24 protein-coding genes and 1 other annotated feature are annotated in these 23,963 nt (G+C 43.2%); of the genes, 8 read left to right on the top strand and 16 right to left on the bottom strand.

The features are described 5' to 3' along the window. Window positions 1-217 precede the first annotated feature (217 nt). Together NST58_RS14170 and NST58_RS14165 are read right to left on the bottom strand one after the other, a co-directional pair. On the bottom strand, window positions 218-1,339 hold the full coding sequence (locus NST58_RS14170; RefSeq protein ID WP_339248439.1) for a DUF4179 domain-containing protein: 1,122 nt from the start codon (window positions 1,337-1,339) through the stop codon (window positions 218-220). Then, window positions 1,332-1,868 (bottom strand): sigma-70 family RNA polymerase sigma factor, encoded by a 537-nt coding sequence (locus NST58_RS14165; RefSeq protein ID WP_339248437.1) that lies wholly within the window; start codon window positions 1,866-1,868, stop codon window positions 1,332-1,334. Before NST58_RS14165 ends, NST58_RS14170 begins: the two co-directional genes overlap by 8 nt. Window positions 1,869-2,092: 224 nt before the next feature. Here NST58_RS14165 and NST58_RS14160 point away from each other — a divergent pair, with 224 nt between their 5' ends. Next, entirely contained in the window at window positions 2,093-2,476 is a 384-nt protein-coding gene (locus NST58_RS14160; protein ID WP_076125996.1) for a winged helix-turn-helix transcriptional regulator, read from the top strand. 150 nt (window positions 2,477-2,626) lie between these two features. Here NST58_RS14160 and NST58_RS14155 read toward each other — a convergent pair whose 3' ends face one another. Further along, window positions 2,627-3,052, bottom strand: a complete 426-nt coding sequence (locus NST58_RS14155) for a hypothetical protein (protein ID WP_036686349.1) — start codon at window positions 3,050-3,052, stop codon at window positions 2,627-2,629. Window positions 3,053-3,249: 197 nt separating this feature from the next. Continuing rightward, window positions 3,250-3,532 (top strand) — a binding site (T-box leader). Window positions 3,533-3,634: 102 nt separating this feature from the next. Here NST58_RS14155 and trpS point away from each other — a divergent pair. Further along, window positions 3,635-4,630 (top strand): tryptophan--tRNA ligase, encoded by a 996-nt coding sequence (trpS, locus tag NST58_RS14150; protein ID WP_339248435.1) that lies wholly within the window; start codon window positions 3,635-3,637, stop codon window positions 4,628-4,630. Between the two features lie 69 nt (window positions 4,631-4,699). Here the strand turns inward: trpS and NST58_RS14145 are convergent, their stop codons facing one another. The 3 genes from NST58_RS14145 to NST58_RS14135 form a co-directional block, all read right to left on the bottom strand. Further along, a complete protein-coding gene (locus tag NST58_RS14145; protein WP_076219156.1) occupies window positions 4,700-5,932 on the bottom strand; it encodes an aminopeptidase in 1,233 nt (410 codons plus the stop codon). A 104-nt stretch (window positions 5,933-6,036) separates the two neighbouring features. After that, window positions 6,037-6,495, bottom strand: coding sequence for a hypothetical protein (locus NST58_RS14140; RefSeq protein WP_076219157.1), 459 nt, complete (start codon window positions 6,493-6,495; stop codon window positions 6,037-6,039). Window positions 6,496-6,598: 103 nt separating this feature from the next. Next, the gene (locus NST58_RS14135) at window positions 6,599-6,946 is read right to left on the bottom strand and encodes a hypothetical protein (protein ID WP_076219158.1); all 348 of its coding nucleotides are present in this window, start codon (window positions 6,944-6,946) and stop codon (window positions 6,599-6,601) included. Window positions 6,947-7,098: 152 nt separating this feature from the next. Here NST58_RS14135 and NST58_RS14130 point away from each other — a divergent pair, with 152 nt between their 5' ends. Together NST58_RS14130 and NST58_RS14125 are read left to right on the top strand one after the other, a co-directional pair. Continuing rightward, on the top strand, window positions 7,099-8,235 hold the full coding sequence (locus NST58_RS14130; protein ID WP_339248431.1) for a VanZ family protein: 1,137 nt from the start codon (window positions 7,099-7,101) through the stop codon (window positions 8,233-8,235). Window positions 8,236-8,322: 87 nt separating this feature from the next. Next, on the top strand, window positions 8,323-9,762 hold the full coding sequence (locus NST58_RS14125; protein WP_339248430.1) for a serine hydrolase: 1,440 nt from the start codon (window positions 8,323-8,325) through the stop codon (window positions 9,760-9,762). Between the two features lie 67 nt (window positions 9,763-9,829). On the opposite strand, the gene NST58_RS14120 is transcribed toward NST58_RS14125, so the two are convergent. After that, window positions 9,830-10,594: an exodeoxyribonuclease III gene (locus tag NST58_RS14120; protein WP_076219164.1), complete on the bottom strand. Its 765-nt coding sequence runs from the start codon at window positions 10,592-10,594 to the stop codon at window positions 9,830-9,832. A gap of 191 nt (window positions 10,595-10,785) precedes the next feature. Here NST58_RS14120 and NST58_RS14115 point away from each other — a divergent pair, with 191 nt between their 5' ends. Next, on the top strand, window positions 10,786-11,931 hold the full coding sequence (locus tag NST58_RS14115; RefSeq protein ID WP_076219161.1) for an MFS transporter: 1,146 nt from the start codon (window positions 10,786-10,788) through the stop codon (window positions 11,929-11,931). Between the two features lie 162 nt (window positions 11,932-12,093). Next, complete coding sequence (locus NST58_RS14110) at window positions 12,094-12,381, top strand: hypothetical protein (protein WP_076125983.1); 288 nt, start codon at window positions 12,094-12,096, stop codon at window positions 12,379-12,381. Between the two features lie 60 nt (window positions 12,382-12,441). Here the strand turns inward: NST58_RS14110 and NST58_RS14105 are convergent, their stop codons facing one another. Beyond that, on the bottom strand, window positions 12,442-13,302 hold the full coding sequence (locus NST58_RS14105; RefSeq protein ID WP_076125982.1) for a helix-turn-helix transcriptional regulator: 861 nt from the start codon (window positions 13,300-13,302) through the stop codon (window positions 12,442-12,444). A 127-nt stretch (window positions 13,303-13,429) separates the two neighbouring features. Between NST58_RS14105 and fabF the strand changes: the two genes are divergently transcribed. Further along, window positions 13,430-14,668 carry a beta-ketoacyl-ACP synthase II gene (gene fabF / locus NST58_RS14100; protein WP_339248426.1) on the top strand — a complete coding sequence of 413 codons (1,239 nt, stop codon included), beginning with the start codon at window positions 13,430-13,432 and terminating at the stop codon, window positions 14,666-14,668. Between the two features lie 84 nt (window positions 14,669-14,752). On the opposite strand, the gene NST58_RS14095 is transcribed toward fabF, so the two are convergent. The 4 genes from NST58_RS14095 to NST58_RS14080 all read right to left on the bottom strand — a co-directional run bounded on the left by NST58_RS14095 (window position 14,753) and on the right by NST58_RS14080 (window position 19,221). Beyond that, on the bottom strand, window positions 14,753-16,219 hold the full coding sequence (locus tag NST58_RS14095) for a family 43 glycosylhydrolase (protein WP_339248424.1): 1,467 nt from the start codon (window positions 16,217-16,219) through the stop codon (window positions 14,753-14,755). A 189-nt stretch (window positions 16,220-16,408) separates the two neighbouring features. Further along, a complete protein-coding gene (locus tag NST58_RS14090) occupies window positions 16,409-17,476 on the bottom strand; it encodes an ABC transporter ATP-binding protein (protein ID WP_076135552.1) in 1,068 nt (355 codons plus the stop codon). 139 nt (window positions 17,477-17,615) lie between these two features. Then, a complete protein-coding gene (locus tag NST58_RS14085; RefSeq protein WP_076189909.1) occupies window positions 17,616-18,155 on the bottom strand; it encodes an HXXEE domain-containing protein in 540 nt (179 codons plus the stop codon). 67 nt (window positions 18,156-18,222) lie between these two features. Beyond that, complete coding sequence (locus tag NST58_RS14080) at window positions 18,223-19,221, bottom strand: aminoglycoside phosphotransferase family protein (RefSeq protein WP_254848944.1); 999 nt, start codon at window positions 19,219-19,221, stop codon at window positions 18,223-18,225. A 144-nt stretch (window positions 19,222-19,365) separates the two neighbouring features. On the opposite strand from NST58_RS14080, the gene fabV reads away from it, so the two are divergent. Next, window positions 19,366-20,556, top strand: a complete 1,191-nt coding sequence (fabV, locus tag NST58_RS14075; protein WP_312147881.1) for an enoyl-ACP reductase FabV — start codon at window positions 19,366-19,368, stop codon at window positions 20,554-20,556. Between the two features lie 19 nt (window positions 20,557-20,575). Here the strand turns inward: fabV and NST58_RS14070 are convergent, their stop codons facing one another. From NST58_RS14070 to NST58_RS14055, 4 genes are all read right to left on the bottom strand, one after another. Then, a complete protein-coding gene (locus tag NST58_RS14070) occupies window positions 20,576-20,833 on the bottom strand; it encodes a DUF2164 domain-containing protein (protein ID WP_076125970.1) in 258 nt (85 codons plus the stop codon). A 72-nt stretch (window positions 20,834-20,905) separates the two neighbouring features. Continuing rightward, window positions 20,906-21,895: an aminoglycoside phosphotransferase family protein gene (locus NST58_RS14065; RefSeq protein ID WP_339248413.1), complete on the bottom strand. Its 990-nt coding sequence runs from the start codon at window positions 21,893-21,895 to the stop codon at window positions 20,906-20,908. After that, on the bottom strand, window positions 21,883-22,851 hold the full coding sequence (locus tag NST58_RS14060) for a sugar phosphate isomerase/epimerase (protein WP_076101695.1): 969 nt from the start codon (window positions 22,849-22,851) through the stop codon (window positions 21,883-21,885). Before NST58_RS14060 ends, NST58_RS14065 begins: the two co-directional genes overlap by 13 nt. A 34-nt stretch (window positions 22,852-22,885) precedes the next feature. Continuing rightward, a complete protein-coding gene (locus tag NST58_RS14055; RefSeq protein ID WP_339248411.1) occupies window positions 22,886-23,956 on the bottom strand; it encodes a Gfo/Idh/MocA family oxidoreductase in 1,071 nt (356 codons plus the stop codon). Window positions 23,957-23,963 lie beyond the last annotated feature (7 nt).

The raw sequence follows: 23,963 nt of genomic DNA, 5'->3' as shown, positions 1-23,963 counted from the left end.
AAGCACATACAGTCCCGATAGGAGCATCAGGAGTTTGTTCTCATTTAACAAGTGGCGTGTTTGGTGTTAAAAGGTAACTCGAAAAGTTAGTATAATGTCCCAACAATAACAAAAAGGCCGCAACCAGCGGCCTTTTTCTATATTACAACTCCCAACGCATATTCACTAATATCGCTATTACAACTCCCAACACATATTCACTAAAATCGCTTACCGCTCATTTTTTCAGAATATCAATATACTCTTCTTTCTCTCGATCTGCCCCCGCATTAAGTTTCAGTCGCAGTGACTTCGGGTGATCCAACACATTACTGCTGAAGTAACTTATAAATCCATCATCAGATCCACTACCAGAATTCGGATTAATTTTAATGTCGTGCTTCCCAACCTGCGCTGTTAATTCATAGGGGAGCTTTTGAAACAGTTCATTTCGGACGATCCAATCCGTTTTCAATTCCTCATTTATCGTAAATTTGAGCGCTATGCTTAACGGAGAAAGCTCGACTTCGGCTAGTTTTACTTCCTGTCCATCAATTATGAAAGGGTGGTCAACAACTAATGTCTCCGTCTTCAGCTCCCAAAACTTAGGATCAATAGAGAAGTTCACTTTTAAACGATCAGAATACCGCATGTCGGATAAAACCGTTCCTGTTTTCGGTTTACTTAACATTCCCGGGTCTACAGAGGCAATCTGAAAATCCGCTACTACGTCTGTTGGCCTTGGTTTATTTCGGTCCAGTGAAAATACAGTTTTGCCGAGCCAAGTATATATGGTTCCCTCTGCGTGTGCTCCCATTCCGCCTCTATTCCCATTCTCCTCCATTACGTCTCGTCCAGTTTCAGCATCTGTCAGCTTCACACTATTTACACTGTACACTTCCTGACCATCACTTGTTGTCCCTGTATACAGCAGCATGATTTTATTTTCATCAGCAAGTACAGCATTTAGAGTAATTTTATATCCATTTGATTCAGCACTCTTATTAACGATTTGTACATAATCATTCCGTATTGCAGACTCTAGTGTAAGAGCATCAATATCAGCTGCAGCCAATGTTTTAAAAGGCTCCAATACGCCCCAATCAAACGTTTCAACACTCGAAGTCCCTTGCTGTGGCAACAGCTGGGTTGGATTGAAGAACAGCAAGCCCGCTATCATCACTGCAGCCGCCAGCACAGACATCGCACTTTTTGTGAATATTAACCTTCTGCCACGTTTCTTGCCTAATTCCAAACCTGCTTGGATCGCATAGGTCTGAGCGGCTGCATTCTCTATTTTTTGTTCTTGTGGGATACGTCCGGCATCGCTTAACATGGCAAGCTCCTCTTGACTACTCATTGTTCCATTCACCCCGATTCTTTATGATGGTTCGCAACTGCTTCAGCCCCTTATGCTGCCAAGTCTTAACCGTCCCCTCGGGTTTATTCATAATGTTAGCGATCTCAGTCAAGGTCATATCATTGTAGTATTTTAGCAGCAGCACATGGCGATACTTGGGCTTAACCTGCTCGAGTGCCCACAGCATTTCCATCCGATGATGGCCAATGTGTGTGACCTGTTCTCCTATTCTTTCATCTACCAGCGGCATGGAACGTTTTCTCCGTCTTTGTTCATCTATGCAGACATAAATTAGAATTCGAATAATCCATGATTTGAATGCTTTGGGGTCCTTTAAAGTTTTTCTTTTAATCCAGGCCCGGCAAGTCATTTCCTGCATCGCTTCCAGCGCATCGTTTCGGTTCCGCAAGTAACTATAAGCAATACTGTACAGTTGTTCTCTATGTACCAATATCGAATCGTAAAAATCCGTCTCGCTCCGAGTATCAAGAATCGTTATTTTTTTCATTTCTGCATTAGTCATCGTCATGTCCTTCCTTAGCCTCCTCTCTTCAACCTTTCATAGATTAAGACGGGGGAGGTATAGAAACGGTTTTTATTTCGTTTTGCTTTTTTTGCTCAAAGCTCTTTAAATTATAGCATTCTATAAAAATCGAATGAAAAATGTTATGATAGGTTAAATTGGACATAATCAATAGTACGCACTCAAAAGTGCCATAGGTACTAAAAAGTACCCATACCTTGGAGGTTATCATGACAACAACATCTACAACAACTGTCAAGAAAAAATACAATATTTCTGTTGAAGCCACACTAGAGGTCATCGGAGGGAAATGGAAATGCGTAATTCTATGTCATTTAACTCATGGCAAAAAACGCACCTCCGAGTTAAAACAGTTGATGCCCGGCATTACTCAAAAAATGTTAACCCAGCAGCTACGCGAGCTTGAGGCAGATGGAATCATCAACCGAATTGTTTATAATCAGGTTCCACCAAAAGTAGAATACGAGCTTAGTGAATATGGGGATAGTTTAAGCGATATTTTGACTGCATTATGTAATTGGGGAGAACAACATATCATTAAACAATACGGCGATAAATACGCTGTTTTAGAGGATAACATCTTAAATAAATAAACCGCTATATGAAGGAAATGGTTGGAGATTTATGCTGTGAGAGTTGTACTTCAATTATACACCCACGAAAAAAGGACAGCTGAATCAGATCGATTCAACTGTCCAAAGCATTGATTCACCCGTCCCTTAAATGGCGCACAGAGACATAACTTAAATTACGCCCTCTCCTCCAATAGCAGTTGCTGTGAATGATATGGGTCCAAATAGATTGATAGGCAAGTTGCTATCATTCTGAATTACCAATTCATAGTTGTGGACTCCAATATAAGCACCATCGACCCACTGAGCACTTAATTGAATATCAGTAATTGTAGTAAAACGATAAAAGGATCTATAAATATCGACTCCAGCTCGTCGGATGATAACAAGAAATTGGCTATTAGCAAGTGCAGTAAGACTAAAACTACCATTTAACTCGACTCTACTGGAGAAAGAAGCCGGATTAGCCGGACTAATATTTACTTGTGCTGTGGCTAGACCCGCTCCAGCTCCAGGAATCCCTGCAACCGTTATAGCAGTAGTAAACGGATCTAACGGGATTTTTGCCTGTGACCCATAACTTATTATTGTCGCCATTTATCATCACTCCATTTCAAGGTTATAGAGTAGTATATTGTGAATCCGCAATGATAGATTGGACTTAATTCCTGATGATTATATACATTTAAGGTATACTTTGCTAGATCATATAAACCTAGATACCTTGTCAATCACCATACGATTTCCACTCATTGACAACACCCCTGTTCAGCATTACAATAATTCACATATCATGAACAACGATGACAAAGGGTAAGTAGACAGACGAACATGGTCTTCAGAGAGCCGGTGGTAGGTGCGAACCGGTGACCAGCGTATGCTCGAATGGCCTTTATAGTTGTTTTTCCGAACTATCTTAATGGATACAGTAGGGAAAACCGGGGTTCCCGCCGTTATCAAGGGACCTGTATCGAGAATAAATTCAACCTCTCCGTACAGGTAAGAGAAGATCGTAAGCCAAGAATCGTAAGGTGACACGATCATTTAAGGTGGTACCACGACAACTTCGTCCTTATTGGATGAGGTTTTTTTGTTATTTAAAGGAGGTGATGGCCATGGATGATGGCTGGTGGTGGCGACTCGAGTGTAACCAAGTGCTAAATAACAGGAGGAATTTATATGATGAACGAACGTGTCTTAACTGGAGATCGAGTGACTGGAAAGCTTCACCTTGGCCATTACGCCGGCAGCTTGCAGACCCGTGTAGCCCTTCAGGAGCAATATGAAACTTTTGTGTTTTTAGCGGATATTCAAGCCCTAACGACCCATTTTGATCGTCCACAGCTGCTGGGTCAACATCTGCATGAGATCACACTGGACTATTTATCTGCGGGTATAAATCCGGAGAAAACAACTATATTTATTCAATCGATGATCCCTGAAATCGCAGAGCTGACCCTCTTGTTCTCTATGTTTGTTACTGTGAATTCTTTACGGCATAATCCCACGATTAAAGCCGAATCGAAAAATTCGAGCTTAGATGAATTGTATTACGGTTTTCTTGGTTATCCAGTTAGTCAGACTGCTGACATAACATTTTGTAAAGCAACGATCATTCCTGTAGGGGAAGACCAACTCCCTCATCTGGAATTAACCCGCAAAATCGTCCGCAGATTCAACGAGCTGTACAGCCCGATACTGGTGGAACCCAAAGCGCTGATCAGTGAGACGCCGAGGCTTGTGGGTACGGATGGCAACGCTAAAATGAGTAAGAGCCTTGGCAATGCCATCGAGCTGGACTCCACTAAGGAAGAGATTATCTTTAAGATACGAAAAGCCACAACCGATCCAGCGCGTGTGCATAAAAATGATCCTGGACATCCAGATATCTGTCCTATTTTTGCTTATCATGGTGCTTTTCGCTCAGCGGGGGTAACCGAAATTCGTGAAGGCTGTGAGCGGGGTACCATGGGTTGTTCTGCTTGCAAACAGTTGATTTCGACAGCTCTAGATCAGCTTATAGAACCGATGCGAGAGCTTCGTTCCTATTATGCTACTAAGCCCAAGCTTGTGCAGGAAATCTTAATCTCTGGAACACAGCATGCCCGCAGCATTGCTCAAGAAACAATGGCCGAAGTACGTGAGGCTATGAGTCTTAACTATTTTTTAATCTAAAAATGACCAATATAGGCACTCAAAAAAAGCCGGAATCTCATTAGAAGAGATCCGGCTTTTTTCTTCTCCTTACAACACCCAATTTCCCTTACGGAATACGGGTTCAATCGTGCCGTCCACCAGCTCTCCGTCAATATCCAGCTCTGCTGAACCGATCATAAAATCGACATGAGTTAAGCTGACATTAGCTCCTCTAGCCACAAGCTCTTCGTTCGTAAGCTTTGTGCCGCCTTCAATATTTACAGGATAAGCACTTCCTAGCGCGAAATGGCAGGAGGCATTCTCATCAATCCCTGTATTGTAAAAAATGCGGTTCAAGCGAGAGATTGGAGAATCATGCTGCACTAAGGCTACTTCTCCTAGATAAGATGCACCTTCATCCGTTGCCAGCAGTGAGGTTAAATGTTCGCGTCCGGATTCAGCTTCATAAGCTACGACTTTCCCTTTTTCAAAAGTGAATGAAAGTCCTTCAACTAACCGTCCATTCAAATTAAGAGGGAGCGTGCTTCTAACTGTGCCATTAACGCCAGTCCGATGGGGCATGGAATAAATCTCTTCCGTTGGCATATTAGCTACAAAATATACGCCTTTATCATTCTCACCGCCACCCCCGCGCCATAAATGGCCTTCCGGAAGCTCTACATGCAGATCCGTTCCCGGAGCACGGTAATGCAAGCTTTTATAACGTTTAGCGTTCATTCTGTCCTGACTTTCTTTCAACTGACCAATATGCTCTCTCCAAGCAGCTACCGGATCATTGCTGCCCACACGATTCATCTGGAATACAGCTTCCCACATCGCCTCTACCCGCTCTTCTTCAGGAAGATCGGCAAAAACCTTGTTCGCCCAAGCACGTGTTGGCGCTTTGACCAGAGACCAGCTGATTTTGCTGTTCCGAGTATATTTGGAGTAGTTCTTGCGAGCAACAGCCGCTGCTTTGACTGCTCTAGATACCTTAGAAGAATCAATGCCATTAAACAGTTCAGGATCAGGTACTTTAATATGTAAGATGGCACCATTCTCTTCCGCGAATTTCTCCATCATCTCAGCCTGCCACTGTGGATAGTAATCGAAAGAATCCTCTGGGGCTTTTTCATAACGGATCCGTGTAGTTGCTTCATCGTCCCAGTCAACAATTACATATTTAGCTCCCGCTTCATAGGCTTTCGCTACAATCAAGCGAGTAAGTTCTGCGGTTTCGATCGGTGCATGTACCATAAGGACTTGTCCAGGCTGTACATTTACTCCTACTTTTACAACTAGGTTCGCATATTTCTCCAGCATTACTTCAAAATCTTTCATGAATTCTCTTCCTCCATCTCTAGGGTTGCTATAAGGACTCGGTCAGCTTCACTTCTTATTTTAACGCAAAACGAGGATAGTTGCGATTCGATTTAGATTCTCAGCTACTTCACTTCAGGTATTTCACCTGTATAGACACCTAGATCATTCTTATGAATCTCTACATTGGACGTTCCGATCTGCTTATCATTATGGTAAGCAATCACTGTGATCTTGGTATCCTGAGGTTCATCTATTTGCTTATTCCCCCCATCCATTGGACTCCAATAAATTTGATCTCCAGATTTGATTTTCAGCTCAAGACCTTTGTTATGCACCTTGTAGTCAGGGGGAGTCCATAACAATAAATTGCCGGATGTAGCCTGTATCTTAATAACATCCGCCCCTTCAGCAGTTATAAGCATAGGTAATCCTGGAGCACTACTATCAGTCACCCTGTATTCCGCTGTTGGGAACATAACATCCGGTTTTACCTCAAGTGATTGATTATTATGCCGCAAAATAAAGAAGAAAAAAAGTAAAATCGTTAAGCCCATGACGCCTCCGATGATTATTTTTTTCACTATTCAACCTCCCTTCCACCCTAATACTGTAACATATTTCCTTAATTTGGACAGTTATGAGCCAAATTAAGCGGCTCCCGCGAGGAACCGCTCACTTCAATCCCTATTTTTTATCCACCTGTAACAGTGTCACTGTCTTCAAAGCATAAGTATGCATGATTTTATCCTCTGAAATTACATTCAACTTGGTCAAGCTTGCCACCTTTGCCGGATCTGATTTGGAGAGCAAACGCCACACTTCGGGGTCTGATAAGGTCTCATATAACTTTGCATCATCATATTCTTTGCGGTTTTGCACGACCAGCTTCACTTTATAGCGGCCAATTTCAGTCTCGTTAGTTTCCTGCTCACTACAATAATTTAAAATATCCTGACGAAGCTCGGCCAATTCTTTTTCAATATCCTTTTGCTTTTGCTTGAGCCGATAATACTGCTGAACCTTTTTCTCCATCCACTTCACGCTCCTTCATAGACATATGTATGCCGGAAACGTTGGATAAATTAGTTGAGTTCCCTATCATAAAAACTTATAATGAGCCGGGGATAGCTAATTTCCAAGTAGAGTCAAATTTCTTATAAAAACAATTCCACGGCAGGTGACTTATGTTTCATTCGTACTTTTTTCCAATTTCGTATGCGTTCATGATGTTTCCAATAGCAGCGCTGGTCTTCACACTACCTTTTCTTATCGTACAATACCGCAGACATGGCTATATACATAAGCTTAGAGCTTTAATCCTATATCTGCTGCTGCTCTATCTGATGAACGCTTATTTTCTTGTCTTGCTTCCTTTTCCATCCTCCCGGCACAATGCTGCACCTTCTGGGAGTATCGTCCAATTCATTCCCCTTCAGTTTATTCAGGATATTGTGGATGGATCGTCAATCATCCCTGAACAAATCTCGACCTACTGGTCATTACTGCGTGAGCCTGCATTTTTACAGGTCATTTTTAACGTTGCATTGACCGTACCGTTTGGAATGTTTTTGGGCTATTATTTTCGTACACGCTGGGTCGTGTGCATTCTACTATCCTTTGCCTTTTCCTTGTCCTTTGAGATCACGCAGATTACAGGAATTTATGGTTTCTTCGATCATCCTTACCGTCTTTTTGATGTCGATGATCTCATTACCAACACAATCGGAGGGATTTTTGGATTTCGAATTTCCATTTGGATCTCCGGGCTATTGCCACGTATAGAACAACTGGATACAAACATTGACCGCGCTGCCAAAAGAGTCTCCTATACCCGCAGAGGAATAGCTTTTCTAATCGATAGTATGGTGTGGAGCATCGGGTTTGGGGTACTCTTCGGATTCGATATAAAAGCTGCCTTCTGGATTGTAACTGGTATTTACTTCATGCTTGTTCCGGCTCTCACGGGCGGACGGACCTTAGGGAAATGGATGGTGCGGATTCGGGTGAAGAGCAGCGGGAATCTTGCTTTTTTCTGGGCTCTGATGATCAGATATGGCCTGCTATATTGGGTACTGCTTGGGATTCACGCTCTTTTGCTTGATTCCGCCCTTCTAGGGCATCTTTCCTCCGTATGGAATATGCTTATTCATCTGTTTGTTCTATTGCTAGACTTGGCTTTCTTTATTCATTTAGTCATTAGTATATTCAAAAAAGAAACTCAGCTAATGTATGAGAAACTAAGTCGAACTTCTCATGTTATTTCTTGGCCAGAGAAACGGCTCCAATCTGATGTATCCAGCAACAGCCCTGTAGAAAGCTAAACTAGTTATTATTTAAATGGTATTTTTACATTGGAAATTATTATAGAATTAGGAGGTGAGCATTCTCAAAATTTAGGAGATGAGCGTATGGAAACTACAAGCAGCTTGCAGTTATCTAGAAGTCTTCCAGAAGAACAGGGGATTTCATCAACCGCAATATCCTGCTTTATTAGTGCAGTAGAAGAACAAAATTTAGGCCTGCACAGCTTTATGCTATTACGACATGGTTATGTGGTCTCTGAAGGCTGGTGGGCTCCTTACAGGTCCGTTCTTCCGCATATGTTATTTTCCCTTAGCAAAAGCTTCACCTCAACCGCAATCGGGTTTGCTGTTACTGAGAAACTTGTCACCCTCGATGATTCTGTCCTCTCCTTTTTCCCTGAAGAGGCTCCTTCGACTATCACGGAGAATCTATCCAATATGACAATCAGACATCTATTGATGATGGGTACCGGGCATGTCGTGGATACTATGGACACCCTTCGCAAAAGTAGCGACGGGAATTGGGTGAAAGCTTTCTTCTCCGTCCCCGTCGAGAAACAACCGGGTACACATTTCCTATATAATACCGGTGCTACTTACATGCTGGCCGCGATCCTTCAACGGGTTACTGGCCAAACACTGCTAGAATATTTAGAACCGCGCCTCTTCGTTCCTCTGGGCATTCACGGTGCTACGTGGGAGTCTTGTCCACGTGGAATTAACACAGGGGGTTTTGGCTTAAACATTGCAACCGAGGATATCGCTAAATTCGGCCAGCTATACTTACAAAAAGGAATCTGGAATAATCAACGGGTACTGCCTGAAAAGTGGATTAATGAGGCTACTTCCAAACATATTTCCAATGGCGAAGGTGATCATGACTGGGCAATGGGATATGGGTATCAGTTCTGGCAATGCCAGCACGGTGGCTACCGGGCAGATGGCGCCTTCGGTCAACTCTGTGTTGTGCTTCCGGAGCAAGATGCCGTAATTATTACTACTGCTGCATCAGACAGTATACAAGGAATGTTGAATGCTGTGTGGGAACATCTGCTTCCCGCGATGAAACCAGCTCCCTTGCCATTAGAGCCGGCTGCTTCTGCCCACTTGGTTGAACAATTAAAGAATTTATCTATCCATCCGCCACAACTGCAGCCCTCTTCATCACAAGAAGAACGAATAAACGGCTTAACCTATAAGCTCGATGACAACCAATTTGCCTTGGACACCTTCTCTATCTCTTTCAATAACAACGAAGCTGCAGTTACTTTACAATTTAAGACTGGAGAGGATTCTGTGATCTGTCTTGGTCGAGGGGAATGGCTCGAAAGCTTCGCACAGGTCATTGATGCTTCCTTGAACCGAATCATGTCCAGCTTTACTTGGGTTGCTGATGATCAGCTACAGCTTACTTTATTGTTTATTGAAATGCCTTTCTGCATAACTCTTGAAATAATCTTACTAGAGAATCAGCTAATTCTTAAACAAAAGTTTAATGTGAATATGGGACCGACTGAATTCCCTGAGATCATTGGCAGACTATAATTCTTAATGAATACAAAAGACCGCTTCGTCCTTTAAAGAGACTTAGCGGCCTTTTAAATATTCGATTCTAATCTGTGAAATCAGCAAGCTTGAGGATGACCGGGCAATGATCGCTCCCCATAATGTGGCAATCGATTTGGGCATCCAGCAGATTAGGTGCAAGTCTAGAAGAAGCTAGGAAATAATCAATCCGCCAGCCTACATTCCGTTCTCTCACCTTCGGCATATAAGACCACCATGAATAAACGCCTTCAAGCTCTGGATGAAAATATCTAAAGGTATCTATGAAGCCGGACTCCAGCAGCGTACTCATTTTTCCTCTTTCTTCATCGGTAAAGCCAGAGTTTCCGCGGTTAGCTTTAGCATTTTTGATATCAATATCCTGATGGGCTACGTTCATATCGCCGCATACAACGACTGGTTTTAGCTTGTCCAGTTCCAGAAGGTAATTGCGGAAGCGGTCCTCCCATTCCATTCTGTAATCCAATCTAGCCAGATCTCGTTTGGCATTTGGTGTATACACATTCACTAGATAAAAATGTTCGAACTCCAGCGTAATAATCCGGCCTTCCGCTTCATCATCCTCTTCCATTCCGTATCTCACAGAGATCGGCTTGATTTTGGTGAATATAGCTGTGCCTGAATACCCTTTTTTCACTGCATAATTCCAATATTGATAGTATTCTTCACCCTGTTCCAGAACAATCTGCCCTTCTTGCAGCTTCGTCTCCTGTACACAGAAAATATCTGCTTCTACTTCCTTAAAATAATCATCAAACCCTTTTTTAACACAGGCCCGAAGACCATTCACATTCCATGATACCAACTTTATCATTAACGTTTCTCCTTGCATTTTGCTTTGATAGTAACCAGTTTATCATATTACGGCCAGAAATTTATAGAGGGTTAGGGTCATCTTGAGCAGTTCCGCGAATAGATTTATATCCTAATCATTTATTATCCATGATACAATAGCAAAATTGACTCTATACAAATTTTCTAACACGTGAGGTAAAAAAACTTATGAATGCACCAAATCTTTTACGAGGGTTTAACTTTTTGTATTTTGCTCTGCTAGCCATGTTTATTCCCTTTCTGCCAGTCTATCTAAGTGAACAAGGGCTAAGCCCATCGCAAATCGGCTTCATTATTGGAACTGGTGGTTTTGTTACCATCGTTGCCCAGCCTTTATGGGGGATGATCAGTGATAAAACAAAGACCATCCGCAAAGTGCTGTTAGCTCTGCTGTTATGCTCAGCGGTAACCGGATACTTTTTGTTCGATTCCAGCAGTTACGTTGTTCTCATTCTTTTTGCTATGCTGCTGTATTTCTTCTTGATGCCCATTGATCCGCTGACAGAAAGCTTGAATTTCCGAGTCTCTGAGGCGGCTGGAATTAGCTATGGTTCTATCCGTACATATGGTGCGCTAGGTTATGGTGTAATGGCTCTGATTACTGGCTATGTGCTTGGTTTTTTCGGCTCTCATGGAATAGCTCTTCTGTTTGTTGCCATTTGCCTTATAAGCTTTATAGTAAGCTGGAACATGCCAGATGCCCCCGTCACAGGTAAGCCGGTCACGCTGGATAGCCTCAAGCACTTTTTTGGCAACAAAAAGACATTGATGTTTCTGGTGCTCATATTTATTAGCTCTGTACCCGCACGAATGAACGATACATTTATTGGAGTTTATATTCGTGAGCTTGGTGGCAGTCCTCAACTGGTAGGCCAATCATTTTTCCTCGCGGCAATAAGTGAAATCATTGTCTTTGCATTAAGCTTCTGGTGGTTGCGAAAAGGAAAAGAACTGATTATCATATCGATTTCCGGAGCCTTCTATTTCCTTCGTTTCTTGATTTCAGCTTGGATCATTGATCCACACTTGTTAGCGTATTTGCAGATTCTGCAAATTCTTACCTTCCCTGTGTTCTACTCGGCTGCTATTCAATACCTCTACAGCATTGTACCCGAGGAATGGCGTGCTACAGGGCAAACCGTCCTTGCACTATTGTTCTTCGGTGTATCAGGTATCCTGGCTTCTTATGCTGGTGGGGCATTATATGATGCCTTTGGGGGTAAAGCTCTTTACTTAACGATATCCGCAATGTCGTTTGTCGGCATGCTATTCGGATTGATACTGTATCTGATTTATCGTAATAAAACGGAATAAGCGTACGAAAACAAACCGGGGATGTCCCAGCCGCTTTCTAAGTGGCTATTGGACATCCCCGGTTTTTTCTATTAAAAAGTGCTAATTCACCATGGCATTCGCTCTAGCATTAATAGATTTTCAACATAGAATATTCTATCAAACGAAAAGGAGGTCGTTACTATGGCCATCGTATTACCGCTTCAATATTTCAATTTAGCCCCTGTCATTGGTAAATCTTATTATGAAAACCTTGCAGGTGGAATTAACGCTGCTGTTACTGTGAACAATAACTCCAACTTCCCAGTAGATTTAGTAATCACTCGTGTAAATGCTCCAGTTATCACATACACGATTCCAGCATTCAATAGCCTTACGCTTGCAGTTCATGCCCTTTTGGTAGCTGCACTCTTAAGCACTCCTGCTGGCACCACATTCGGAACTATTGAAATTTCAACATCAGATTTCTAATAGTGTAACATTAAGCATCTCTAGCTGGAAGTTCAGCTAGGGATGCTTCTCTATGTGCATCTAGCTTAATCCTTCTATTGTGTGCTGCTCCATAAGCTGCTTCAGCTTGGTTTCAGTATTCGAATCTCCCGCAGGAGTATAGATGCTGCAGCGTAAATCTGCACTGCCATGAACCTGCAAAGAGGTTAGATGAAATAACATTTTTCCCGCCTTGGCATGTCTGAATTCTAGTAACACATCCGGGGCCGAACTAACCCGACTTTGCTCCCACATCTCATTAAAAGCCGGATGCAATTCTTTCAATTCCTCTATAAATTCATCATACCAATGATCCTCTACATACTGTCCGTAATACGCTCTGAAGATAGAAAGATAACCGCTGACGAATTGTTCCCAATTCACTGCTAAGCGCCTAAACTCCTTACGAACAAATAACAATCGGATCATATTCCGCTCTTCGATGGGCAGCTTTGAGAAATCAAGAAAAACATGGGCGGCAGCTTCATTCCAACCGACGATTCCGCAACGTCTATCAGAAATTATCGTAGGACAATATTTAAGTTCCTGTAAAATTTTCTGCAGCGAAGGACTAATTACGGAAGATTCATCTTGCGGATAGGGTGTGGTTCCGGTTCCAGTTTCTAAAGCCAGTGCAAAGAGATACTTCCGCTCATCTTTAGTCAGCCTAAGTGCAGTGGCAATACAGTCCAAAACAGAGGACGAGACTTTTATATCTCTGCCTTGTTCAAGCCACGTATACCAGGTACTGCTTACCCCTGCAAGCTGTGCAACCTCTTCCCTGCGGAGTCCTGGCGTTCTTCTGCGTGTGCCTTCTGGCAAGCCTACAGAGCTTGGTGAAATTGCCGCACGACGTGCTTTCAAAAAATCAGATAATGCTTGTAATCTTGTTTGATTAGCCATAAGCTACCTCCACTTTGGGATTTCTGTTCCTTTAGTATAGTACAAATTATACTAGGATAAACGATAACTTGTAATAGGATAAATAAAGTGGAAAAATACTAGTATACACTAGCTGAGGAGGTTCATTATGGAACGCGTAGTGATTACAGGCATGGGCTTAATCTCACCACTTGGAAATACAATCGGGCAATTTTGGGATCGGCTAATTTCTGGTGAATCGGGTATATCCCCGATCACTTCATTTGATACAACAGGTTTTAAGACGAGAATTGCCGGCGAAGTACGTGATTTCGATGCAGAAGGCAGATTTGGGCGTAAAGAGGCACGGCGAATGGACAGATTCAGTCAGTTTGCCCTCGCAGCTACTGAAGAGGCTTGGAAACATTCTGGCCTCCAGCTTGATAAGATTGACAAGGAGAGACTTGGCGTTTATGTAGGATCTGGTGTTGGAGGAATTCAGACCTTGATGGATCAAGGTACGGTCCTGAAAGAGCGTGGACCTGATCGAGTCAGCCCTACCTTAATTCCCATGATGATCTCCAATATGGCTGCGGCGATGATCAGCATTAAATTTGGAGCTCTCGGCCCGACCATGTCTCCAGTAACAGCTTGTTCTATTGGAAATACTGCGATTGGTGAGGCCTTCCGTTTAATTCGTTATGGCGGTGCGGACATTGTTATAGCCGGGGGTTCTGAAGCTGCTATTACTGAAATCTCGTTGGCCAGCTTCGGGAATGCCACCTCTTTATCTACACGAAATGAAGAGCCTGCTAAAGCGAGCCGCCCTTTCGATGGAGGACGGGATGGCTTTGTAATCGGTGAAGGTGGCGGCATAGTCATTCTTGAGTCACTCTCCCACGCTCAACGTAGAAACGCCAAGATTCACGGCGAAGTGATCGGGTATGGTGCTAGCTCTGATGCTTATCATATGGTTGCCACTCATCCAGAGGGGATTGGTGCCTATCAAGCTATGAAGTTAGCGCTAAATGAAGCTAATCTCCAGCCCCACAACGTAGATGTAATCAGTGCGCATGCGACAAGTACAGTAGTAGGAGACCATTCTGAAACCCTAGCGATTAAAAAATTATTTGACGAGCATGCCTACCACATCCCCGTAACCGCTAATAAGTCCATGACTGGACATGCTTTAGGGGCCGCTGGCGGCTTAGAAGCCATTGCCTTAGTTAAGAGTATCCAAGAAGGAATCATTCCTCCTACCATCAATCAGGACACGCCTGATTCCATCTGTGATTTAGATTACGTACCTAACAATGCACGAAAAGCTAATCTCGAAATAGGCATCTCCAATTCATTTGGCTTCGGCGGCCATAATGCTGTTATTGTGATCCGAAAGTTCGTAGACTAATCCTACATTATAAAAGGGGTTTCAACTTAGCCATTACACATGACTAGTTGAAACCCCTTCTGCTGTTAATCCTTTTAAACTATCTTATTCCGAAGGTGATACATGACTTCCCCAGATAGAGATCCCTTCATTAGAAACCGCGGTGAACGTCATAACATTACTGGCTGTAGCTTCATTCCACTCTTTCAGGAACACACCCTTATAAGTAGAACCACCTATCGTTAACTCTGCAGTATGATCGTCGATAAGCTTCCACTTGCCCTTTACTGCGCCTTTGATTTTACCACTCTTCGTCAATTGAATTAGCTCCGATTGCACGATATCTGCCGTAATTTCTTTATTATGATTCACATATTTGTATTCGCCTGCGATTTGCTCTTTCGTATATTTATCAATGCTCTCGCCACCATAACGGTGTGGTGCGACCACCGGCCAGCCATCAGCGTTCATGAACATCTGGTGTACTCTAACCTCATGTTTTTCACCACGATTCGGGAACCTTGTATGGAAGATCAAATAATACTTGCCAGTCTCTTCATCGTAAAATGCGGAGTTATGTCCTGGTGATACATATCCTTCCCCACTTACTGGGAGCTCATCGTCATTATTCAGGAATTCGAAATTCCCCATGAGTTTAACTCCGTAAGGAGCATAAGCAGGATCATCAAACAATACGCCAGCTGTGCCCTGTGAATCGATCATATCCTGGCCCTCAGAATCTTCAAAAGGTCCATCAGGTGTCTTCGAGCGAGCTACACGGATGTTATATCCGCCATCAGCAGCCAGCCCCCCGTAGGATAGGAACAGGTAGTAGTAATCCGTCTCAGGACTGTACAGCATATAGGGAGCTTCTATCCGCGCATGATTTGCGCCTAGAAGCTTTTTGCCATAACCTTGATCTGGCAGTGGGAATCCTGTGCTTGTATCCAGTTCCATAATAAAAATACCACCGGAATAAGAACCATACACCATCCACAATCTGCCTTCTTTATCAAAGAACACATCCGGATCTACAACATTCGGCTTTTGTGTGGCATCATAAGTTTCTCCGTCATCGCCTACACCCACCATACCTGACTTTAAGAAGATCCCTTTGTTCTTATAAGGTCCTTCAATATGGTCTGACACGGCTATACCAAGTGCTGATAATGGGGAATCACCTTTACACGCGTTGTAATACATATAATATTTACCATCCGCCAATTGAATGACATCCGGTGCCCATAAAGTGTCCGTCTTTCCCCAGGTTAAGGCCTCTTTTAATTCCTCTTTGACATTCGGGATGAGTACGTTTCCATCAACAACTCCAGAGGACAATTGAGTCCAGGACATCAGGTCGTCGGATTTAGCAGAAGCCAAATGTGAGCCAAACACATAGTACTTATTATCAGCCAAAATAATGGAAGGATCATGTACAGAAACATTCTTGAAGACAGGCTGAACAGGCTCAGGTCCGCTGTTTGTGTTGCCAGAATTAGCCGTGTCGTTGTTGCACGCGGTTACAGCTAATAATGAAACGCTAAGTAAAGTAGTAATAATTATCTTCTTCATCGTTATACCCCCTATGTATGCCTTTTCATTTTGAGATGAAAACGATAAATAGTCAACCCTTTTATTTAATTAAGTTCGTATTAATTCATATTTATTTAAATAATAGTGAACATTGTAGAAAATAAAAAAAACGCTAAGCCAACTAAATGGCCTAGCGTTTCCTCTTATTATTTAGTTAAAACAAGTTGCTTACTTAGCGCCTTCTTGCACTAAAACTGGCTCTGGATAAGCGTTCTTAAGTATACGTTGTCTATTCTTAACGACTGTTGGTGGTTCCACCTTAGGTGCCATCGGATGCATTAACCAAGACTTCACCATATGGGTATCCGAAACCTTATACATTGGAGGCTCTTTCTCCATATCGATTTGCATAGCATAGGTGCTGCGAAGTGCGAAGGCATCACCCTTAGGCGGTTTGATCAAATCTGGAGGGGTACCAGGAATAGCGGTAAGCAAAGAACCTTTGCTCTCTAAACTTGGCATGGACGCAAGCAATCCCCAAGTGTAAGGATGTCTTGGATCGTAGAAGATCTCTTCTGCAGTTCCCATTTCAACAATTTGTCCGGCATACATTACCGCTACACGATCCGCCATTCTTGCTACAACACCAAGATCATGGGTGATAAAAATAATCGCCGTATCAATCTTCTTCTGCAATTCCTTCATCAGGTCAAGAATCTGTGCCTGAATGGTAACGTCGAGCGCTGTAGTTGGCTCATCCGCAATCAGAAGCTTAGGGTTTGCTGCAAGTGCCATTGCGATAACGACACGTTGACGCATACCGCCACTGAACTCATGCGGATATTGATTGAAGCGGCGCTCTGGTGAAGGAATACCTACTAGCGTAAGCAGTTCAACCCCACGTTTATTGGCAGCTTCTTTGGAGATTTTCTCATGTTTGTGCAGTACTTCAGTAATTTGTCTGCCGACCTTCATCATCGGGTTCAAGGAAGTCATCGGATCCTGAAAAATCATACCGATCTCTTTACCACGAATCTTCTGCATTTGCTTCTCAGTCTTACCGATCAAATCTTGTCCATCAAATAAAATTTGTCCACGTTTATATTCTCCTGGCGGCGTTGGAACTAGCTTCATTACCGCTTGTGAAGTTACACTTTTACCGGAACCGGATTCCCCAACTATCGCTAGAGTTTCACCTTTATCTACATGGAAGCTAACACCACGGATCGCTTGTACTTCTCCACCGTGTGTTTTGAATGATATCGCTAGATCTTTTACCTCTAAAAGGCGCTCCATCTTGTCACCCTCTCATTTCCTCGTCAATTATGATAATGATTCTCACCAAGTTGTAAGCAATAAGTATTATTTTATCTAGTTCTAAGGGTTCTAGTCAAGATTTTTCTGAAAAAGATATGGCCAGCAGCAGCCTTATGTACTAGTTCTGTTTAATGCGAGTTCTATTCTTCACTAACAACCACAATATTGGCGGAAGCAGCAAAAGAACTAACAGCAGAGACCATCCGATATCTCCAAGGGATACCAAGTTGTCATTCAATAGTCGATAATACGCATAAAGAGAATAGGGAAGAACTACTAGTACTGCTGTAACTACCCCTGGTGTATATATCTTTAAATATATCGTCTGTCCTAGATGAGTAAATACATGTAAGAAAAATACCGCAAGCACTGCCAAGTACAATAAGTAATTAGAAAAGAATACTGCAATACAAGTTACCGTCACTATCAAAATATACACGAATAATACGTCCATTGCAAAATTACGTGTAGTCATTTGTAACATCGAATGATACGTCTTGCGCATAAACGAAGGAATTGCGTCCTCTAACCTGGTTCTATACTTTGCCCCCCATGCTTCAATCGTTAATATTTCTTCAAAATCATGAAACATAAATAGGATCGGCAACAGCCACAGCAAACTTACGATATCTATATGTACACTTAGCCACTCAAACATGAGAATCCTCTCCCTTCTCCTGCTCAGCCTCCTTACCTTCTTATGTTGTAATCTTGCTGAAAATGTCCTAACCCATGAAACGTTCCCAACCTTCCAGCAGATTATCCTGTGCCCACTGGAAATGGCCTTGGCTATCGTATTTACGCGAATAACACTCAATGAAATAAATTAAATCGATATATAAGTCGTAGAGCTTTTTGCGTGCACATTCATTAGGGCTATCAAAGCTGTCCCCATAACCTCTACAGAAATGCTCAGAATCCTCAATATAGCGAAAATAATATTCCATAAGGTGATCGCCCCATAACGCCCGTTCCCAATCGATTAAGGCAACAATGCTTCCCTCTCGCACAAACACATTCCCATCCCATAGATCCCAGTGAACTAAACGTGGCTCAGTGACCACATCCATCACATGTATACGGCTGTTGATCTCCGCCTCAATCTTTTCTAAAGGAATGGGCATCTTTGCCTCTAAGCGCCGAGCATCATCAAGGAGGTTGCCAATCAAATTTTGAAAGGTTTCCCGCCAAGAAGTCCCCTTTATCTTCGAGGATACATTAAATAATCCGAAATGATCCCCTTGAATCTCATTGATAATCCGGCTATAACGACCTAATTCTTCCTCAATACAACTTCTTTGCTGCGGACTAAGCTCTTCCTTAATTTCATTATAGGGCTGGCCGATTATTTTCTCCATGAAAAAAAAGTCACTCGATATTAAATTTCTGCTGTTATCATAAGCGTATACCTCAGGCACAGGTACCGTTCCTTTAGACTTCATTAGCTGCATTGCCGCAACCTCTGTAGCCATGATATCGTGCTCGTAACTTAGCGTGTCTGTCTCATCGGATGGCGATATTTTAAGGATCGTAGCTCTGCCATCTGACAATAGGAGGTCATAAGCTGCGTTGAAATAACCTCCCGTCAATTCCGTACTTTGAATGATTTTCACATGGCTTCCAAAAGCAGCACCCACCAGGATGTCCTGCTGCTCAACCGTCAATTTTGTTTTAGTCTGACTTTCCAAGACTTCACCACCATACAGAGTTAAGTAAAAATGCAAAAATCCAACCTCATAAAAGCCCGGGATTCATTGTATTTGATATAAGAAAGATAAACAATCCTTCTCCATTGGAATGAAAATTGTTAAAATTAGAAATAACACGTATCATTAGCTGCTTTTCATGAAAGAGAGGAAACTATTATTATGATCATAAAACCTAGAACACGTGGCTTTATATGTACAACCGCACATCCGCAAGGCTGCGCTCGTCAAGTCAAGCGGCAAATTGAGTATATTAAGGCACAACCCGCGATCAAAGGACCCCGGAAGGTGCTTGTCATTGGCGCATCCACAGGCTACGGCCTCGCCTCACGGGTTACAGCCGCCTTTGGGGCTGGAGCCAGCACAGTAGGCGTATATCGGCCGAGCAGCAGCAATGGAGCCCGTACAGCCTCTGCTGGGTGGTACAATTCCGCCGCCTTCGAACAACTTGCGGAGTCTGCAGGCCTGCAATCCTACAGCGTTACCGGAGATGCTTACTCCAAAGAGACCAAAGAAAGAACGATTCAGCTGATTCGCAGCGAATTAGGACAAGTCGATTTGGTCATCTACAGTGTTGCTTCTGGGCGCCGTACAGACCCGGAGACAGGTGAAGTATATAACTCTGTTCTCAAACCTATTGGCGACACCTTTACCAACAAAACTGTAAATTTTCATACGGGTGAAGTCACTCAAATCTCCATCGAACCCGCGACCGATAAGGAAGTTCATGATACCGTACGGGTGATGGGCGGTGATGATTGGCAGTTATGGATAGAAGCACTCCAGCAAGCCGGAGTATTAGCTGATCACGCAACCACTATTGCTTATTCGTATATCGGATCAGAGCTTACTCAAGCCGTATATCGCCAGGGAACGATTGGACTTGCTAAAGACCATCTCGAAGCTACGGCAAGAACACTTAACGAAGCGTTAGCTGTTACTCACGGTAGAGCTTATGTAGCGGTCACAAAAGGTCTTGTCACACAGTCCAGCTCGGCGATTCCTGTCGTGCCCCTCTATATTTCCGCCCTTTACAAAGTCATGAAAGAGCACGGTCTTCATGAAGGTTGTATTGAGCAAACCTATCGGTTGTTTGCTGAACATCTCTACGCAGCGAAAGGAACTCCTGTGGATGAAGAAGGGCGTATCCGTATAGATGATTGGGAATTGTCTCCGGCAGTCCAGCAAGAAGTAATAGAAATCTGGGACCAGCTTACTTCAGACAATATCTACGACCTAACGGATCTGCATAGCTATAAACAGGAATTCTTCCAGCTATTTGGATTCGAGACTGAAGGTGTAGATTACGAAGCTGATACTGATCCAGACGTAACTGTTATAAATCTGCGCTAAAATTAATCGTGTTTTTGGATTATCTTCTGCCTGAGGATAAGGGTTGTTCGAGAGCATAAATCTCCTCTTCCAGAGAAATCATCTTTTGCTCAATCATTTTTCGTGCATCTGCCAACGCTTGATTGTAAATATAAGGCGAAAGTTCTTTGAGCATAAAATCGAGAAGGTTCTCGCTGGCTAATTGCCCAATTTCACTGGACAGCTCTGTGTCAAAATATTCTTGAATACTAGCTGTAATCTGAAGCTTATGTTCTCTCGGTATTTTTAACGGCTGCATGGTAATCCTCCAATCTAGTTAGATACAGGAAAATGACGTGCTTTCGCACGTCATTTTTCACACCTATAACCTTCATTCACTGCTGCCTTTAAAACGGTTCCAACCCTCAGTCAAGTTATCATGCGTCCAACGGACATAACCTTCGTCTGCATATTTGCGTGAATAACATTCGATAGTAAGAATAAGATCAAGATAAAGATCATAAAGCTTCTTCCGCTGAATCTCGTTCGGACTGTCGTAGGTTGTTCCGTACCCCTTATAGAAACCGGCAGAATTCTCAAAATGCCTAAAATAATACTCCATCAGCACATCGCCCCATAGGGCTCTCTCCCAGTCAATCAGCGATACGATGACTCCATCCTTCACAAATACATTCCCATTCCATAAATCCCAATGCACCAGTCGTGGCTCGGTTACGGCATCTAATGCAGGGAGATACTTGGAAACCTCCTGCATAATCTCTTCACAGGACGCAGGTAGCTTTGCATTCAGCCTCTTGGCATCAGCAAGTACACTTTCCATCAGGCATGAAAAGGTCTCTCTCCACGAGGCTCTTGGCTCCTCTGAATCCGTTCCAAAAATGCCAAAACGTTCTCCGCGTATCTCATTGATTATGCGATTGTAACGCCCCAGCTCCGTTTCGATAGCGTCTCTCTCCGGAAGCGAAAGACTCTCCTTTACATCACTGTAGGGCTGGCCCTCCACCTTCTCCATAAAGAAATACGGAATAGGAATAAGCAGCAGACTTTCATCATAATGGTAGACGGCAGGCACGGGCACAACACCCTTATCTGCAACCATACGGAGAGCTTCCACTTCAGTTCGCATAATGTTCTTCTCGTAACTTAACGTATCTGTCTCTACAGCAGGGGCAACCTTTAGAATGACAGATTTCCCAGTGCTGAGTTCCAAATCATAGGCTGTATTAAAAAAGCCTCCCGTAAGTTCTGAACTAAGGTTAACCGCAGTTTCTGAACCGAAAACCGCTTTCACCAAAATATCCAGCTGTTCATCATTTAATTTAACTTTCGTGAAGCTCTCCATTTCGTTTAAACCCACCACATTTCTGTCAGTGGCTCCTCAATCAATACTTGTTGAAGGTTACTTACAGCTTTGGAGAAACCTTCTTCAATAGACATCAGCCCATCTTCATGCTCAATACTAACCACATAGTCATACCCAACCAAACGAAGTGCACTAATAATGTCAGCCCAAGTCTTAAGATCATGTCCAAAACCGACAGAACGGAACTGCCAAGCACGGTCAAGCATCTTGGTATACGACTGCATATCAGTTAATCCGTGCATATTGACATTCACAGGATCAATAACGGTATCCTTCGCATGGAAGTGATGGATTGCACCTTGGCGTCCCAAAATATGAATCGCTTGCACAGGATCAATTCCTTGCCACCACATGTGACTCGGATCAAGGTTCGCACCGATCACTTCACCTGCTGCTTCTCTCAGCCGCAGCAGAGTACCTGGTGTGTGTACAGAGAATCCGCCATGCAGCTCAAGACCTACCTTTACATCATGCTGAGCGGCAAAGGCACCCCATTCTTTCCAATAAGGAATAACCTTGTTCTCCCATTGCCAGTCCAGAATTTCTTGATAATCATTGGGCCATGGAGCTACAGGCCAGTTCGGATATTTAGCACCCTCATGATCTCCAGGACATCCAGAGAAGGTATTCACAACCGGAACCCCTAGCTTCTGCGCCAATTTGACCGAGTTTACGAAATCCTCATGATCCTTTTGAGCAAGTTCTTTTTGCGGGTGCAATGGGTTACCGTGGCAGCTCAAAGCACTGATTGTAAGTCCGCGAGATTCCACGGCATGTTTGAATTCTTGTAAGGCTGTTTCATTCTCCAGCAGCATTTTAGGGTCGCAGTGGCTGTTGCCAGGATTGCCTCCCGTACCGATTTCTACCGCCTTTAGCCCTTTGGATACTACGTAATCAAGAGCATCCTCCAGCTTACGACCTCCAAACAAGACCATAAATACTCCAAGTTTCATTGTAGGCCACCTCCTCTTGGAAATAGTTTACTTATTATTTATCGTAGATATCAAAATTCTTCACCACTTGATTACTCTCAGCAGCTTCAAAAATAACTTCTATCAAATTCTGTACCCGCATAACCTCAGCGTTCTTAACGATAGGTTCTGCAGTTCCCTCAATGACAGCAGCGAAATTATCATAAAAGCTAGAGCTTAACTCCGACGGCTGAGGTAATTCCTCAGTGATCGTTGCCCCCTCCGATGGAGGTGCCATAGTTTTAGTTAGTCCTACACCTGCACGAATCGGCTTCGGTTCGATTTTTTCACCTGCGTTATTTCTGGTCACCAATCTTCCAGTTAAAGACCAGTCTTCAATAATTCCAGTGCCTTCGATACCCTTCACATACCATCTTGGCAAAGTAATAAAGTTAGTCGTGCCAACCTCTACGATCGCTTTAATTCCATTCTCAAATTGCAGAATAGCTTCAAAACCGTCATCGACATCGTTTCCTAAAATAAAGCTTAAACTACTGCTCACACTGGTAATTTTGCTATCAATCATGAATAATAGCTGGTCCAATAAGTGAACGCCCCAATCCAGCAGCATCCCTCCGCCTTGTGCCTTAACATGACGCCAGTCTCCAGGAATTCCGTTCGCTCCGTGCACGCGGGATTCGATCTGGAATAGGGATCCAATCGTCTCCTCGTCGTACATTTTTTTGATAGTTAGAAAATCTTCATCCCAACGTCTGTTCTGATGCACCATAAACACACGTCCGGCTTCATCAGCCGCCGCCAGTATTTCTTGAAATTCAACCTTTGATAGAGCAACTGGCTTCTCACAAATGACATGTTTGCCAGCTTGTAATGCACGAATCGCAATTTCTTTGTGCACATCGTTCGGTGTGGCAATTAGAATAATTTCGACCGAAGAATCTGCCAATACTTCTTCATAACTTTGGTACGCCTTGTAGCCAGCGTCGTTGGAATTGGTACGACGTGCTTCAAGCACATCGTACGTTCCAACTACGATTAAGGTAGAGGTCTCTTTTATCAATCCTGCGTGATAACTTCCCATTCCTCCAAAACCAACAATGACTACAGAATGTCTGTTTGAACTCATGAACTTC

It is taken from the genome of Paenibacillus sp. FSL R10-2796 (assembly GCF_037965315.1).
GTDB lineage: Bacteria > Bacillota > Bacilli > Paenibacillales > Paenibacillaceae > Paenibacillus_AQ > Paenibacillus_AQ odorifer.
This window is presented reverse-complemented; position numbering and strand designations above follow the sequence as displayed.

Excerpts from the sequence above, each read along its gene's own strand:
- NST58_RS14170 (WP_339248439.1), bottom strand. The coding sequence starts at position 1,339 with ATGAGTAGTCAAGAGGAGCTTGCCATGTTAAGCGATGCCGGACGTATC.
- NST58_RS14165 (WP_339248437.1), bottom strand. The coding sequence starts at position 1,868 with ATGACGATGACTAATGCAGAAATGAAAAAAATAACGATTCTTGATACT.
- NST58_RS14160 (WP_076125996.1), top strand. The coding sequence starts at position 2,093 with ATGACAACAACATCTACAACAACTGTCAAGAAAAAATACAATATTTCT.
- NST58_RS14155 (WP_036686349.1), bottom strand. The coding sequence starts at position 3,052 with ATGGCGACAATAATAAGTTATGGGTCACAGGCAAAAATCCCGTTAGAT.
- trpS (WP_339248435.1), top strand. The coding sequence starts at position 3,635 with ATGATGAACGAACGTGTCTTAACTGGAGATCGAGTGACTGGAAAGCTT.
- NST58_RS14145 (WP_076219156.1), bottom strand. The coding sequence starts at position 5,932 with ATGAAAGATTTTGAAGTAATGCTGGAGAAATATGCGAACCTAGTTGTA.
- NST58_RS14135 (WP_076219158.1), bottom strand. The coding sequence starts at position 6,946 with ATGGAGAAAAAGGTTCAGCAGTATTATCGGCTCAAGCAAAAGCAAAAG.
- NST58_RS14130 (WP_339248431.1), top strand. The coding sequence starts at position 7,099 with ATGTTTCATTCGTACTTTTTTCCAATTTCGTATGCGTTCATGATGTTT.
- NST58_RS14125 (WP_339248430.1), top strand. The coding sequence starts at position 8,323 with ATGGAAACTACAAGCAGCTTGCAGTTATCTAGAAGTCTTCCAGAAGAA.
- NST58_RS14115 (WP_076219161.1), top strand. The coding sequence starts at position 10,786 with ATGAATGCACCAAATCTTTTACGAGGGTTTAACTTTTTGTATTTTGCT.
- NST58_RS14110 (WP_076125983.1), top strand. The coding sequence starts at position 12,094 with ATGGCCATCGTATTACCGCTTCAATATTTCAATTTAGCCCCTGTCATT.
- NST58_RS14105 (WP_076125982.1), bottom strand. The coding sequence starts at position 13,302 with ATGGCTAATCAAACAAGATTACAAGCATTATCTGATTTTTTGAAAGCA.
- fabF (WP_339248426.1), top strand. The coding sequence starts at position 13,430 with ATGGAACGCGTAGTGATTACAGGCATGGGCTTAATCTCACCACTTGGA.
- NST58_RS14095 (WP_339248424.1), bottom strand. The coding sequence starts at position 16,219 with ATGAAGAAGATAATTATTACTACTTTACTTAGCGTTTCATTATTAGCT.
- NST58_RS14090 (WP_076135552.1), bottom strand. The coding sequence starts at position 17,476 with ATGGAGCGCCTTTTAGAGGTAAAAGATCTAGCGATATCATTCAAAACA.
- NST58_RS14085 (WP_076189909.1), bottom strand. The coding sequence starts at position 18,155 with ATGTTTGAGTGGCTAAGTGTACATATAGATATCGTAAGTTTGCTGTGG.
- fabV (WP_312147881.1), top strand. The coding sequence starts at position 19,366 with ATGATCATAAAACCTAGAACACGTGGCTTTATATGTACAACCGCACAT.
- NST58_RS14070 (WP_076125970.1), bottom strand. The coding sequence starts at position 20,833 with ATGCAGCCGTTAAAAATACCGAGAGAACATAAGCTTCAGATTACAGCT.
- NST58_RS14060 (WP_076101695.1), bottom strand. The coding sequence starts at position 22,851 with ATGAAACTTGGAGTATTTATGGTCTTGTTTGGAGGTCGTAAGCTGGAG.
- NST58_RS14055 (WP_339248411.1), bottom strand. The coding sequence starts at position 23,956 with ATGAGTTCAAACAGACATTCTGTAGTCATTGTTGGTTTTGGAGGAATG.